This is a genomic window from Anaerococcus sp. Marseille-P3915 (assembly GCF_900258475.1).
Lineage (GTDB): Bacteria > Bacillota > Clostridia > Tissierellales > Peptoniphilaceae > Anaerococcus > Anaerococcus kampingae.
On sequence record NZ_LT984888.1, the window covers coordinates 352,141 to 368,145 of the forward strand.

The window sequence follows — 16,005 nt, forward strand, 5'->3', positions numbered from 1 at the left end:
GCTGGGCGAAAAATTCTTCTCCCAGCCTTATAATATTTCTAAATCTTCTCTCACAAACCATAATTTAAAATATCACAATCTTTTACATTTTCAGAAATCTATAGAAATTTTATACATATTAACATTCCAAAAAATAAAATTAAATAAACTAATAATTAATTTAAAATTTTCCCAAGAAAATCCCAATATATATAAAATTGTTCTGATATTTTTAAGAAATTTATATATATTTCGATCAAAAATATATTTAAAACCAATTTTCCTTAGCATGTAAAAGCGTCAACCATGGCATTTTTATCTGTTGTCAAAAATCAAAAAGTATTATATGATAGATATATATAGAAACTAGGCCAATGTGCCCAAAATTAATTATAAAAATATTTCTAAAAAATCACTTATCAATAAAAGGACTAGATATGATAATAATTATCCATAAAAAGAAATACCACAGAAGACACAGAGCAAATTTAGACGAAGAAAGGAGGTCTATATGAAAGTAAGATTAAGCCTATTGACAAGAAAGGTCTTTGCCCTAATAATTGCAACGTCCATGTCCATTCCGACAAACGTATTCGCAAGCGAGCCTGAGCCACAAAATTATGAAGAGGACTCATCAATAATGGGCCTTGCTCAAAATGAGACCACAGAGGACGTCAAAGCAGCAGAAATAGATTCAACAAAGCTTGTAGAAAGCAAAGACTACCTTATAGATATGAAGGCTACACTCGATGAATCCCTCACAAAGATTGACTATGAAATAAGGCTAAAGAGAAAGAATCCTCTTGCAGAAGGAGAAGATAAGGACTTAAGCCTATCTCTAGTAGCCATGCCAAATATCAACTCCCTAAGGTTAGTTTCTGCAAGCGCCATAGATGCTAATAAGGAAAACGACCTAGCAGTAGAAACATCTGATGATGAACTTAATAGCCTTATACTAAAAAATAAGGCCCATGATGAAATAATCTATAAGATAAGTGCAGACATCAGAGAAGCAAAAGATGGCAGAAACTTCGATCTAGCCCTAGGACTAGCAGAGGATAATGATGAGGTCTTAACCTACAAGCTAATAGCCAAAGAAGAAGACCTAGATGATGGTGAAAATACCATCAAGACAATCAAGCTAGAACAAAGTGATGCTAACAATCTCACAGCTACATACAAAGAAGAAGGAATTTTAGGAGGCATATTTGTAAAATATGACCAAATAGAATGGACAGACTACCTAGCCAATGAAAAAGAAGAAGTAAGAACAGTAGACTATGTGCTAAAACCTGATGCAAATCAAATCACAGACGAAACAAAAATCAGACTAGACTACTACAAGATGAGCCCAGAAGGTTTTGTAATCAATAAGGAATTTAGCCAAGAAATCGATTTTGCAGAAAAAATAAATTTCGAAATTCCAAAAGCCTACCTTGCTAAGCTAAGCCTAAGTACAAAGGTAGATAAGAAAAACACCCATATCGCATCCTACCAGCTAAATAATAGGGAAATCAAAAACCCTATATATATAGAAGGAAGCGAAGAAGAAAATAAAGAGGGAGAAGAAGACCCAGCGCCGGCTCCTACAGAAAACCAAACTCCTGCCGCTGACAAAACTCCATCAGAAGAAAATGATAAACCAGCTAGCCAAGCTGAAAAGGAAGATGAAAAAGACCCTAGCGAGGAAGAGGAAGATCCAGCCGACAAATTATCAGCCCTCCTCCTAAATAGGGATAGCCTAGAAGCCAGACTTAAAAACGAGTCTAGACTCACAGAGGCCATGGCAAAAACTGTAGATGAAATCACATCCAGACTCTATGCCTACGACAAGGACCAAATCTATTGGGAAGACCTACTAAACTATACCAAGGCTATAGCCCAAAGAGATAAGCTAGAAGAAGCTGACCTTAGAGAAATCATAGGGGACTTAATCACCGGTCTAAACAAGGAAACCTACAAGGTAGCTAATATAAATATCGACGAAATAATCAAATTTGTCTACCCACAAGAAAAGGAAAATCCAGAAAATCTAGAAAATAAGCCAGAAGAGCCAACAAATCTCGAAAAGGCCGACAAGGAATTAAAAGAAGCTCTAGCCGATAAGACTAAGGGCATCGAAGAAATCCAAGCCCTCCTAGATTCTTTTGAAGAAAAATATAAGCTTACAAGAGAAGACCAAGAAAAGCTAATGACAGCTAATAACGATGCCATTAATGCTCTTGTAGAAAAGGACAGGGAAGAAAATACAAGATTTAACAATCTTAGACAATTGCCACAAGGAAATTCAGACTCTTTTGAGGGTAAGAAGTTCAAGCTCAAGACAACTATGCAAGTTAAGGCATCTAAAGCCTGGCCAATCCCATCTGGTTGGTACTTTGATGTAAACTTAGGCCCATACCTAAGAGAAGATTGGGGTCAACAGCTTAAGGACCTCAACCATCCTAAACTTGGTCTAGTAGCAACTGCCCAAATGTTAAGGATTGGTAATAATAATGTTATTAGATACACCTACGTAAGAAAGGTTACAGAAACTATAGACCTAAATATAGACCAAAACTTAGAATTTGATGCAAAAGCAATTGGTAACCAAAACTCAATTACTCTTAACATCAAAGTAGCTCCAAAAAATAACCCGGTTCAAAACTTGTATCCAATAACAGTCTATAAAGATACCCCAAGTCCAGTTACAAGTGAATATGTTGTAAAGGATGAGGGAGAAACAAAATCAGGTACCTATCCTTACCAACTAGACTGGAGGACAACCTCTCAAAAACTTAAAGACAATAAGGGAAAGGTAATAGACAAGTTAGTTGATTTGGATAAGTCCAGACTAACAGGAGCCTATGTAGAATGGGATATAGAAGTCGATACAGATAAGCTTGTTGACCCTAAAAACCCACTTGACCTTAATAATCTAAACCTAACAGTGTTTGGATCAGCTAACCAAGGCCTTACCAATATCTACTACAAGGCATCTAAAAATAAAGATGACCTAGAGACAACAGATGGTTATATTTCTTCAACAAACCTTGGAGAGCTTTTAAGCCAAAATTCTCAAATAAGTAAAGCTGATCTTGGACAGAAATTAGTTGATAATAAACCAGAAGGAAATAAGTTATACATCAAGGTCAAAGCAACAATTGACCCTGACCAAGTTCACGAAACCTACTCAATTGGCTTTAGACTAAACCCTGATAAGAACTATATTGATGGTTTGTTACAAGACATACTTAATAAATACAACTCTATCCCTACTCCACTCAAATGGCTAAAGGGAGTGAAAGAGGCTAGAAGATTTGCAGAAGTACCATTCAACCTAGTTGAAACAAATATTCCTGCAACCTTCCTCGGTCTAACAGATAGGTTTACCAACGAGAGATTCTACTACGACAACACCAGAACCATAGTTGCAAACAGAAAATCAGATACTAAGGTAGATTGGTACGCCCTAGATTTAATCAGACGTGGCGAAAGCCAAGACCCAGCCCTAGATAATCCTGATTTTGATAGAAATAATGGCAAAGACAAGAAAACAATTAAGGCAAAAAAGGTCTACTACCTACCACTCAAAGACGGTGGCTATAGGAGAACTACCCAAGCAGGAGATGTTGTCTTACAAAATGGTCAGTATTTCCCAGGAACCATAGTTTCTTATGAATATCCTAACCACTCAGGAAAAAGAGACGACACCTACAACTTTAGGCCTAACCTAAAAGAAAAGAAGAAATTTAACGTCGACGAGTCTTACGATTATGAAGGCGGTCGTGTGAATCTCTTTACAGAAAAAATCTCTGCCCAAGACTTAGCCAAAGGCTACATAGCCTATATAGAAAGTCCATATCCAATCATGCGTATCAATAGAAACTTCGATATGGTATCATGTTTCAACGACCGCGTCAATGCCCCAGTATACACAGGCAACACCAAGGTCTTCTTAGATATACATGAGGATGTATCAGGTGACTACCTCCTAACTAGAATAAATGAGTCCATAGGTAATCCATCCGGCGAATATAGCTTAAAGAATTACCTAGCTGGGAACACTTATGACGGAGTTTCTCTAAACCATAATGGTGATTTAAGCCAAGGCCAAGCCATGGAAGAACTTATGAAAAAGATCTACTTCTATGGTGAGGAAGTAAAGAAGGAATACACAGCAGGTAAGTACGATTCTAATACTAAGGGCCAAGAGATGCACAGGCTCATAGAATCATCCATGTACCAAAGGGTAATTCACCACTTTACAGATGGTAAGTCCCTAGAAAAGGATTATTTCGATACCCCATCATCCTACAATGTAGATGAGTGGAAAGTTCCTCACACCTTATCAGGTACCCGTCAAACCTACCCAAAAACTGGTTGGGACGGCTCTTTTGAAGGAAAGGACCCTAATAGAAGAATAAATAATGAGCCAGGAGCTCCTAGAAAATTAAAAGATAATGAAACCCAGATAGGAAACTACCCACCAGTCCAATCCACCCAATACGAAATGGCCCAAAAGCTTTATAAGAAGGTTATTGATTCTTATAGAGAAGGCAATAATTGGAATCCTGACAAGGCAGATTCTGTAAAATTAGTATTCTACTCCCACACAGACGAAGGCAAATACCAAGAGCTAATCGCAGGTCGTGTCATGGCTCCAATTGAGATTGATAAATATAAGAAAGACGGCAGCAAACTTGCAGATGCTAAATTCAGATTTACCAATATCGATACAGGTGAGAAAAAAGAATGGACATCAACAGATGATAACAAGGCTCACAAGCTCTACCTAAGACCAGGTAAATACAAGGTCCAAGAAATGAAAAACCCAAAAGGTTATCAAAAAATCAAAGACTTTGATATAGAAGTAATAAGAAAAGAAATCCATCCAGATGATGGTTCATACGATGCCAAAAAACTTCCAAGAATCCATGTCAACGATGGTTTTGAAACAGAAGTATCAATAGACCAAACCACTGTTCCAAAAGATACAGACGGAAAAACACCTCTTGTAGTACTTGACGAAGACAACAAAATCAAAGTCAAGGTCACAAATATAGAGGATAACCTCGGTAAGCTTGAATTTATAAAAAGAAATAAGTTTATAAAACTAGACGGTGCAGAATTTAGGCTTAGAAAAATAGAAGCATTAGATTTAAATGATGCTAAAAATAAATTCAAAGACCCATCTAAACTAACTTATGATTCAAAATACGACAAGACCGAAAAGGGAAATATTGGTGAATTCAAATTCGATCATATCCCTGCTGGTTTATATGTATTAGAGGAAACAAAGGTTCCAGAAGGCTATGAAAAAGCCCCACTCTACCTAATCGAAGCTAAAGAAATAACAGATGCTAATGATAAGAAAAAGGTTGAAGTAAGCTTTGTACAAGAATACAAAGAAGTTACAAATGAAAAGGGTGAAAAAGAAGCAAAAATAGCAGATGCAAATCTTGAAACAGAAAAGGCCACCAGAGATAAAAAACTCGTTGACCTTCCTATAATTAGGAATAAGGCCAAAAAGACAGAAATCAAATTTAGAAAAGTAAGAACCGAAAACCTAGACACTGCAAAAGAACACCTAGGCTTAGGCGATGCTAAATTTAGACTCATGTCCCTAAAAATGGTAGATGGTGACTTCTACTTAGAAGAAGCCTACACAGATAATTCCACCAAAACCAAAGCTCCAAGAGCCAAGGTCGATGGCCAACAAGCAGAGGGCGGCGGATATATCACCTTCAAAGACCTAAAAGTCGGAGTCTACCTCTTAGAAGAGCTAGAAGCACCAAAAGGCTACAAAAAAACCGACCTCTATGGTTGGAAGCTTATAGTAAGCTTAGATAAAGATGGCAACTTCACCCACAAGCTCTATGAAGTACCAAAGGCAAAAGAAGGCGAGAACCAAGATAAAATCTTTAACTCCAATAAGTTAACAGAGGTTAAGATATCTGAAATCATAAATGATAAAGATAAGATAAAAGCCTATCAAATAGGCAACGACGCCAGAACTATAGACATTACTTTCAAAAAATACAAGGGAAAAATCGTAGAAAAAGATGGCAAACCAGAAGTAGAAGCTACAGAAGTTAATGAAAAATTATTTGGCAAAAATAATCAGCCGGTAAGCTTCAACCTCTACAAGTCAGACTTCTACGGGGCAATAATAGGAGAAAAGGATGAAAAAGGAAACTTTATCCCAATAAATAAAGAACCAATCATCCAAGATGAAAAGGGCATATTCCACCTCAAAGGCCTAGAATTTGGTGGCTACTATATCCTAAGAGAAACAAACCCACCAAAAGACTACAACAAGGCTGATGACATCCTTCTAAAGGTAGAGGCAGAAGCCATAGCCAACGAAGGCCATATGAAGGTAATCGTAAGAGACCCTAATACCAACGCCAAAACCGACTTCCACTCAGTATTTAAGGGAGTAGTCGACTTCCTAGAAGATGAAAAACTAGGAAAATTCTCCATAAAGAAAGTCGGTAATGCAATAGGATACACTGACAAAAACGGCAATCCAATAAGAGTCGGCCTAAGACGTGCCTATTTCAGACTCTACACAGCAAATGAAGATTACGAGATAGAGTACAAGGATAAGGACAAAAAGTATCCAAAAGAATACATCCAAAAGGTAACACCAGGAGTACCAATCACAAAAGATGATGGCAAAGGCGGCCAAACTGGAAAGAGCCCAAAAGAAATCGAAGAAGAAGCCCCTAACCAAGGTATAGTAACCTTCGACCAACTAAAACCAGGCCACTACGTCCTAGAAGAATTTAGGGGACCTGCAGGCTACGAAAGAGATCCAAACCCATGGTACATCCTAGTAGAAAGAGACGGAACAGTCAAAAAATACAGGGACAACCCAAGCAAGACCAGAAATCCAAAACAAATGGACTACGCTGCCCAAAGCATAAGATTCAGGATGGCAGGCCTAGATATATCTGAACCGTTACAATTTAATAGACTAATGGCAGCACCTTTGTCAGGTGGACTAGAAATATCTGATGAATCTATCCCACAAAATGTAATGGCAAGTGGCTGGCAAAATGTTGACCCTGATAAGTCCGATGATGAGAAAATCTACACCAATGATACAAATAATAGGGTAGAATCAAAGATAATCTCTATAAACAAGGATGACGGAAGCAAGGCATATAGACAACAAATCTTAATCCATCCAAATAAAAAGTTAAAACAATTTGTAGAATTTGAAAGATTTAATGGAACAGAAACATATAATAGTGTAAAAGTATTAAGTGCAAAAGAAGTCGATGACGGCTCAACACTTGAACAAATTTATGGCACACCTAAAGACGTTAAGAATAAAGTAAACCCATATGATAAATACAACAATAATGTCAATATAGCAAGATTTTCTACTAATAGTGCTACAGATAAACCTATTCTGATAGAAGTAGAAGTACCTTATAGTAAGGGAGAAAAAATCGGCCTTAAAATAGGTTACTACCTAGAAGGAGTAGGCCAGAAAAAAACCTCAAGCATTTATGCAAAAGGGTATGACAATGAAGATGCTATAAACAAAGAAACAACTTATAGTGTTACAGTAGATAAAAATATAGTAAATGGTAGCGTAAGCGTAACTTCTGACAAGACTGAAAACTTAAAAGAAGGTGACACAGTCAACCTAAAAGTTGAACCAGATAAAGGATACAAACGAAAGAGTTTATCCTACACTGCAAATGGAGTTACCACTCAAATCTCTGGCAATAGCTTTACAATGCCAGCAGCAGATGTAACAGTAAGTGCAGTCTTCGAAGAAGAAAAAGCACCTAAGCCAGACCCAGGAACACAAGAAGGCCACAAGGTCAACACAAGTAGTACAGGTGGCGGAAGCATTAGTGCAAGCCCTCAAAATCCTGTCGCAAAAGATACAGAAGTAACAATAACTATTAAACCAAATTCTGGCAAGAAGTTAGCTGAACTACTAATAGATGGTTATCCAGCAGAAGTTAATGGAAATACCGCTGTCTTCGGCATGCCAGACCACGATGTAAATGTCGAAGCAAGCTTCATAGATGAAAATACCCCACACCCAACAGGTGAGATGATCTTAAAGGCAAACTTCATTTATTCCAACCAAAAGGACGGAATAGATAATAGTAAGGATGAGCCAAAAGGTTCTCCAGGTACAGTTGAACTTTTCGTCAACAAAAGACAAGGCCTAGTAGACAATTGGGTCAAAGTTCCAAATAGCGAAAGACCTGCTCCTTATAAGGGCACCTTAGAATACAAAGGTCTTGACCTAGATTCTGATTACAAACTAGTCTATACCAGAGATACAGAAATAGCTGGTGGTTGGGGATCTGAGACTGTATCAGAATACCGATTTGATTCTAGAGATGTTAAAGAGAATAATACTGTAATAGTCAATATCTCAAATGGTAACCTAACTGAAATCTTCAACCACGATGAAACAGGTTTTAGGATTCCGCTAAGAATTACCAAGGTCAATGAAAACAAGGCTGCTCTAACAGGTTCACAATTTAAGGCTCGTAAGCTTGTAAATGGTGAGAGAGTTCCAATCTATGAGAAAAAAGAAGATGGTACTTATGTCGATACAGGCAAAACAGGCTTCCCTAAATACTACGATGAGAAATTCGACGGAGTGTCAGAGGCTACTGGTAAGCCAGGAGATAACTACTTCAGAGAGCTAACCCCAGGTATCTACGAGCTTGAAGAAATCAAGACCCCAGATAACACCTATAGGCCTCCAAAAGATAAAAATGGTAATAACATGAAGTGGTACTTCAAGGTAGTAATAAACAAAGAAAAAGTACCAAGAGATGCCAACTACATGGATATCACCTTTGACTTTGAACACACTTTCTCTGAAAATGACGATTTCAATATCGGCATAAGTGAAGCTGAAAAGAAAGAACTTATAGGTAAAACTATCAAGGGCTTCAAAAGGGGAGACCCAGACTTTGCAAGATACATCGAGGAAGTAAGAGATGATGGTCGTTCCGATCCAGCAAGGCCAGACGCCCCATACAAGTGGATCCACGATGCTAGAGTTACTAACTACAAAAACAAAACAAAGCTAAGCTTCTTCAAAAAGGATAAGGCATCTTATCAAAATATAGGAGGAGCAGAATTCTCCTTAAGAAAGGCTAAGCTTGATAAAGAAGGAAAGCTAGTATTTGAAAATAACAAGCCAGCTTATGAGAAAGAAACAACTAAAGGCGCAGATGGATCAGACCTTACACCAGAACAGCTAGACTCAATGAGAGTCCAACCTTATGATGAGAAAGAGAAATTTGCTAAGGCAATTTCAAATGACCAACTAGGTGTAGAATTTACCAACATAGGTGAAGGCACCTACATCCTAGAAGAAATCAAACCAGCCGATGGTTTTAAGCCTACCGACTCCTTCCTAGCTATCACCTTCACAGAAGATGAAAAAGGTTCATGGAAGCAAGAGGTAAAAGGCTACGAGAAAAACGAACAAGGCGTTTACCAAGAGATGTCTGATACAAACAAGTTCTTCTCCAAAAACACAAAGGGCGAATTTGTAAGTGTAAACAACGAAAAAGCCTACATCGACCTCAAATTCCAAAAGATTGAAGGAAAGAAGGACAAAAAAGGTAAGGATATACCTGTAGAATCAGCCGACTTTAAGCTAACCCAAGTCGATAAGGATGGCAAGAAGGTTGAGGGTGGATATGAAAAGACTATCTACTCATACGCAAACTCTCACTTCGAGTTCAAATACCTACCTCTAGGTCGTTACAAGCTCCAAGAAACTAGAGCTATTACAAAATTTGAAAAACCAGACCCATGGTTCTTCAATGTAGTCCAAGATGAAAAAACTCATAAGCTAAAAATAGTCTTCGAGAATGACCCAGATGGAAAACTTGATGAATCCATAGGCTTTAAGACTAAGCAAAATGGAGAGCCTGATTATGATGATGACGGAAATTACCAAGACCTCAAAATCAGAAACTACTCCAAGACCAACTTCTCCTTCATGAAGTTTAGAAATGAGACCGATAAAGATGGCAAGAAGCTCCCACTAAAGGACGCTTACTTTAGACTTACAAAAGTTAGATTCTCAATGGATGAAAAAGCTAAGGCCTACGAGTACCACAATGAAAAAGACGGTGCAGGCCTTAAGAAATATGTCCGTGGTAAGAAAGTTACAGAATATGATCCTAGTGGCAAGGTAATAAAATTCACTTACGATAATAAAGAATATAAGTATGACGAGAAAAATAATCTTGTTAGCGTAGGGGGACAAAGGCCAACAGAAGAAGACAAAAAAGTCAAACCAGACGCAATCTCAAATGCTACAGGTAAGTACAGTGCCCTACGTCGTTCCCAATCTACTGGTAGGGTAGACTTCCAAAACCTAGGTGAAGGTATCTACCAACTAGAAGAAGTAGGCATCCCAGAAGGCTACCAATCTAACACCAAACAATTTAAGTGGATATTCAAAGTTGAAAAGTCAGATGATGGCTTACAGATAGTAAGAACCTACAAGGACAGTAAAGGTAATAGTCACGATGTCGAAGAAGAATACTTCCAAAAATACGATAAGGACTATTACGACAAGTTCTACTCAAAGAATAACTTTAAGAAAAACTCCAATATTACCGGTGACGGTAAGGAAAATCCTTACGAGATAACCAACACCAAGACCACCACAGACCTCAAGTGGAAGAAAATTGGAGGCAGGGATACATCTAATATAATAAAGAAGGACACCAAGTTCGTTTTATTAAAAACTTCAAATGATCCAAATAACCTCAACTCTGCCAAATTAGGTCAATCAGAATTCCCACCTTACCAAGTGGAAAGCGATGAAGGTGTCTTTGAAATCACAAACCTAGCCAAGGGTGTCTATGTATTAATGGAAACCAAGGCCCCAGATGGCTATGAAAAGATGGATAGGCAGATAGGAATAAAAGTCTATGAAGATTCAAAGGGAGCCTTACAAAAAGAATACTTTGAAATAAAACTTAACAAAGAGGGAAATAAGGAATTAGTAAAAAGTCCTGGAGAGTTCCAAAACTTATTAAATAGAAATGCACAAAAACCAGAAACTCATACTGAAGCCGATGGAACTTTCTACGTAATCAATAAGTCCAAACCATATTTCTTCTACCTATACAAGGGCTTTATGAAGAAAGAAAAAGAAAAGGACGTATTTACTGACATCACCAAGGGCAAGCTAAAGGTAAAAATCTACGCCGACCCAGCTGATAAGAAAAACACTGATAAAACAGTCTATGAACAAACCATAGACCTATCAGAAAATGCCCCTTACAGGATAGACTTAAACAACAATATTAAGTTTGGAAGAGACTATCTATTAGAAGAAGTAAAATCCCCAGATGGATATGCTAAGACTAATTATAGGTATAAACTAAGATTTGCCTATGATTCTTCCTGGGACACTCCATTTGTAGCAACCCTAGTTGCAGTCTTAAAGGAAGTGAAAAAGGAAGATGGCACTACGGAATGGGTTCCACTTACAAATAAGGATGGCAAAAATATCTCGGACTCTGGTCAATATCTAGGAGATGGAAAATCCATCAACTCAGGATTCCGATTCCAAATCGTAAACAAGAAAACCGAAGTTGTCTTTACCAAAAAAGGAAAAGACAAGGTAGAAGAAGATGGCAAACTAGTAGATAAAGAAACTCCACTAAAAGGCGTTGAGTTCTACCTAGAAAAACAAGACCCAGACGATATAGGGAAGAAAAACCAAGGTTATTATCCATTGACAGCAAATATGGAAATGATAAAACCTAAAATCGGTGATGATGGAACTAAATCTTACTACTACATTAGTAATGAGACTGGAAAAGAAGTAGCAGTTAATAATTTCAATCCAGAAAAAATAACAGATCCACCGGTTAAAATCTACAAATCAGGAGAAGACGGTAAATTCAAAATAACAGACCTAATCGACGGCTACTATAGACTTATAGAACCAAAAGCAGCCAAAGACGCTGATGGCAAAGAGTACATGAAAGTCAATGGCCCAATCAAAAAATTCAGAGTTGAAGATGGTAAGGTAAAAATTTACACAAACGACAAAGAAAATAAGCTCATAGAAAAAGAAGTAGATGGTACAAGTGAAGCAACAGTAACCCATATCATCAACCAAAAACCAGGCAAGGGCGAATTTACCCTAACCAAGGAAGATGAAGATGGTGGTAAATTAGATGGCGTTGAGTTCACTCTCTATAAGACAGACGGGGAAACCCAAGTCGGAGAAAAACAAACAACTAATTCTAATGGTAAAATCAAATTCACCGGCCTACCTTACGGCTACTATTGGCTCAAGGAAACAAAATCCAAAGACGGTTACATCCTAGATACCAAGAAAAAACTAATAGCCCTAGGTGGAGATAAAAAATGGGATGTTCCAGGCAGAAAAGAAGATGTTTGGAAAGCAATCAAATTTGAAGGTACCCAAGATGAACTTGTATCAACAGCTGACAGCCCTAATAAGGATACAGTATATCCAAACAAGGCCGAAGGCATCTTTGCTAAATTCAAATTCAAGATTGACGAAAAAGCCGACATCAAACCAGGAGATTATTTCACAATCAAATTCTCCGACAATGTAGACCTAGATGGTATCAATAAAGATAATACCGATAAGGGTCAAAAGGTTGACGAATACTTCAACATCATAGGACCTGCAGGACTTCTTGCAAAGGCCAAGGTAAATGATGACAGAAGGTCAATCACCTACATCTTTACAGAATATGTAAAAGACTACAAGCCAAACTCCATGTCCATGTTCCTACAACTCTTCCCTAACAGAAGAAAAGTAGACCACAAGCAAGACATAGAAGTCACAGCAGATATAGGACATAATACTGATCCAACAAATCCTAACTATTCTAACTATCATTACTCAGACTCTATAACCATAGACTACAGAGGAAAAAATGAAAAGATTGGATATAATGGTTACCAAAATCCAGATTCAGATATATCATCCTACATGCTAAGGTTAAACCCAGATGGTAAGACCTTTACAGCGATTTTATATCTAAACCCATGGAATAGAGAGATGTTAGGCAAGACCCTATCATTTACAACAGATGAAGATATCCTAGTAAATGATAATCTATCAGTAAAAACCTATATCAAGAATGGAGCAGGTAGTCATCCAAGCAGTGGAAATATTGATGGATGGGAAGATGGAGACCTACCAGATTCCTACGATATCTACGAAGAAGATTCAGATGGTAAGCTCAAAGTACGCTCTGACTTAAGTCTAATTACAGATAAGGGTGATGAATACAATTGGTATCCAACTAAAACTTGGACAGAATCATTAGAAGTTAATCCTTATTACGGTTATGATTATTCTCAATATGATTACAATTATGGTAGATATAGGTATTACAAATATGTCACCAAGGACAACAGAGATGATAAAATCACCAGAAAAATAGATATCCCAACTAGATACCTAAACAGAAAAGGTGATTCAAAAACTGCAACCTATGTAATAGAAATTAAGGGTGAGTTAAACAAAAATGCCAAGTCACTAAAAACTAGGGCAGATGAAACTCACTACAACTACAGGACACAAAACCGTACAACCTACAAAGATTCCTACAAATCCTACTTTGAAACCTGGTCACAATTCTTCAACCCAGGAGCAAGTGGAAATGTCAGCAAGGAAATCAAACTTGTAAACTTCAAAAACAAAATAGAATTTGCAAAAGTAGATGGTGGTGTCCTATCAAATGTAGTAGATAAGACTGAGGAAAATTCTCAAAAACTAAAGGATTTGGGCATAGGTCTACCATTAAAGGGAGCAGAATTTAAACTTGTAAAAGATGGAACTGATGTAGACAAATCAACAAGAACATCAGACGACAATGGAATCTTCTCATGGGAAGGCCTAGTACCTGGAACCTACCAAGTCATAGAAACAAAATCACCTGATGATACAAAATATGACTTGCCAAAAGATGCAATTTCAACCTTTAAAGTAGATGAAAATGGAAATATTGTAGAAATCAAAAACAATAAACAAATCCTAGAAAACTACAGAAAAGCTGAAATAAAAATAAGAAAAACTGACCAAGATGGCAATACCCTAGATGGTGCAGAATTCTTACTAACTGCAACAGGCAAACAAAAGTACACTGCAAATATAGGAACAAAACAAGCAGATAATACAATCCTATTTGATAAGCTACCAGCAGGTACCTACACCCTAACAGAAGAAAAAGCCCCACAAGGCTACACCAAATCTAAAACAGTTTGGAATCTAGAAGTCACAAAAGATGGTAAAGTCAAATGGACAAACTCCTTTGATGATACAAATGATATGAAGAAAGTTTCTGTAAATACCTATTCTGGAGATGCTGATAAAGAAAATCTAAAATCAGAAATCCTAGGTATAGACACAGACTCAAAGACCTTCAGACAAAAAATTACCATCAAGGCAAGATCAAGCGAGCTTGAAAAAGCAAGGCTAATCTTAGACTCAGTAAACACTGACCTAAAATTAAGCCAAACAAATACCAAGGTAAGATTGGTACAAGCAAGTGGTGATACTATAAAAGATGCTGATAACACATCTTACACAGTCGAGTTCAATGATGGCAATAGCCTAGATCTAAGAATAGCCCCTCCATACAGAGAGGAAAAGAAAAACAATCCAGTAGGATCAAGCTCTGGAAATACTAGCGAAGAAAACAAAAATGATGCAGACGCAGTAAGAGAATATATCCTCATAGTAGACATGCCATACAAAGACAATGCAAGAATTGGTGCCAAGGCAACCTATGATGTTGGACAAGTCGACAAAACAACAGGTAAAGTCACATTTGGTACAGAAGATATCAAGACAGAACTAGATAAGTACGCAACAAAAGCAAATCTAACAATTGGAACTAACAATCTAGATATGACAGCATACAAAGACAAATATCTAGCCCGTGACATCAACCTACTAACAACCGACATAGGCAACATCAAAAAACCATCTATCTACTTCCAAAAAGTAGACGAAAAAACTAAAAAAGCTCTAGCAGGCGCCCAATTCAAACTTCAAAAGAAGATTAATGGTACCTATGTTGACCTTAATGAAAAAGGCGAAGAAGATACTACCCTAACAGCAAAATGGACAGCCATATCTGATGGTGAAGGTAAATTCCAATTTGAAAACCTAAAAGACGGCATCTACAAAGTCTATGAGACCAAAGCCCCATCAGGCTACGCCCTAACAGATAGAATAGCCTTCAGATTTGAAGTGAGAAATGGCAGACTATACAAGCTAGACAAGAATAATGAAGAATCAAAGGGTATAATCCTAAAAGTGACAGATTCACAAGGAAAAGAAGTAGATAATACTGATGCAAACAGGATTCAAATAACCAACAAACAAGCCCAATACCCATACACAGGCGGCCCAGGCACCTGGATAGGATTCACCCTAGCAGGAGTAGCAGTAATGCTAGGCGGAGTATTTATCTTTTACAAGAGACAAGCCCGTCTGGCTCAGTGAAGACCTCCACAGAGTGGTCGAGCGAAAAGCAAGCCCGTCCGGCTCATGGAGGACCCTCCACGGAGTGGTCGAGCGAAGCGAGAAAAAGCTATAGAAGCCTAAGGGAAAAAGGGCAAAGCCCCTAAAAAGAGAGGAAGCTTATAAAAAGCTTCCCACCCCACCCTTGCTTCGACCAAAGGCAAGCCCGTCGGCTCATTGAGACAAGCCTAACAGGGTAGTAAGTTATCAACAAAAAACTAAGAGCGATAATTCGTAAGGTTCAAAACTGTATAACAAACCAAGCTAATAGTTGCTCAAAGCAAACCAAAACCCAAGTAGTACTAATAGATCTCTCGACAAGCTCGAGAAAAGGGAAAATGAAGGAAGCTCGAGAGCTTCCCACACCCCTTCCCATTTCGAGCATTGCGAGAAATCTCATAGTTCTGTATATAAAGGGTTCTGTAACTACATCGGCATTAGCCAAATACGATCACCCTTGCATCGACCGAAGTGGAGATGTCTAAAGGCTCTCTCGGAAGTCA

Annotated in this window: 1 protein-coding gene; it reads left to right on the top strand. The window is 37.7% G+C overall.

Features of this window, described 5'->3' with window-relative positions; translation table 11 throughout:
• Positions 1–490 precede the first annotated feature (490 nt).
• On the top strand, positions 491–15,484 hold the full coding sequence (locus C8269_RS09285; protein ID WP_234025876.1) for a SpaA isopeptide-forming pilin-related protein: 14,994 nt from the start codon (positions 491–493) through the stop codon (positions 15,482–15,484).
• Positions 15,485–16,005 lie beyond the last annotated feature (521 nt).

What these genes read in the sequence shown, in the direction of transcription:
- C8269_RS09285 (WP_234025876.1), top strand. Translation starts at nt 491, where the DNA reads ATGAAAGTAAGATTAAGCCTATTGACAAGAAAGGTCTTTGCCCTAATA.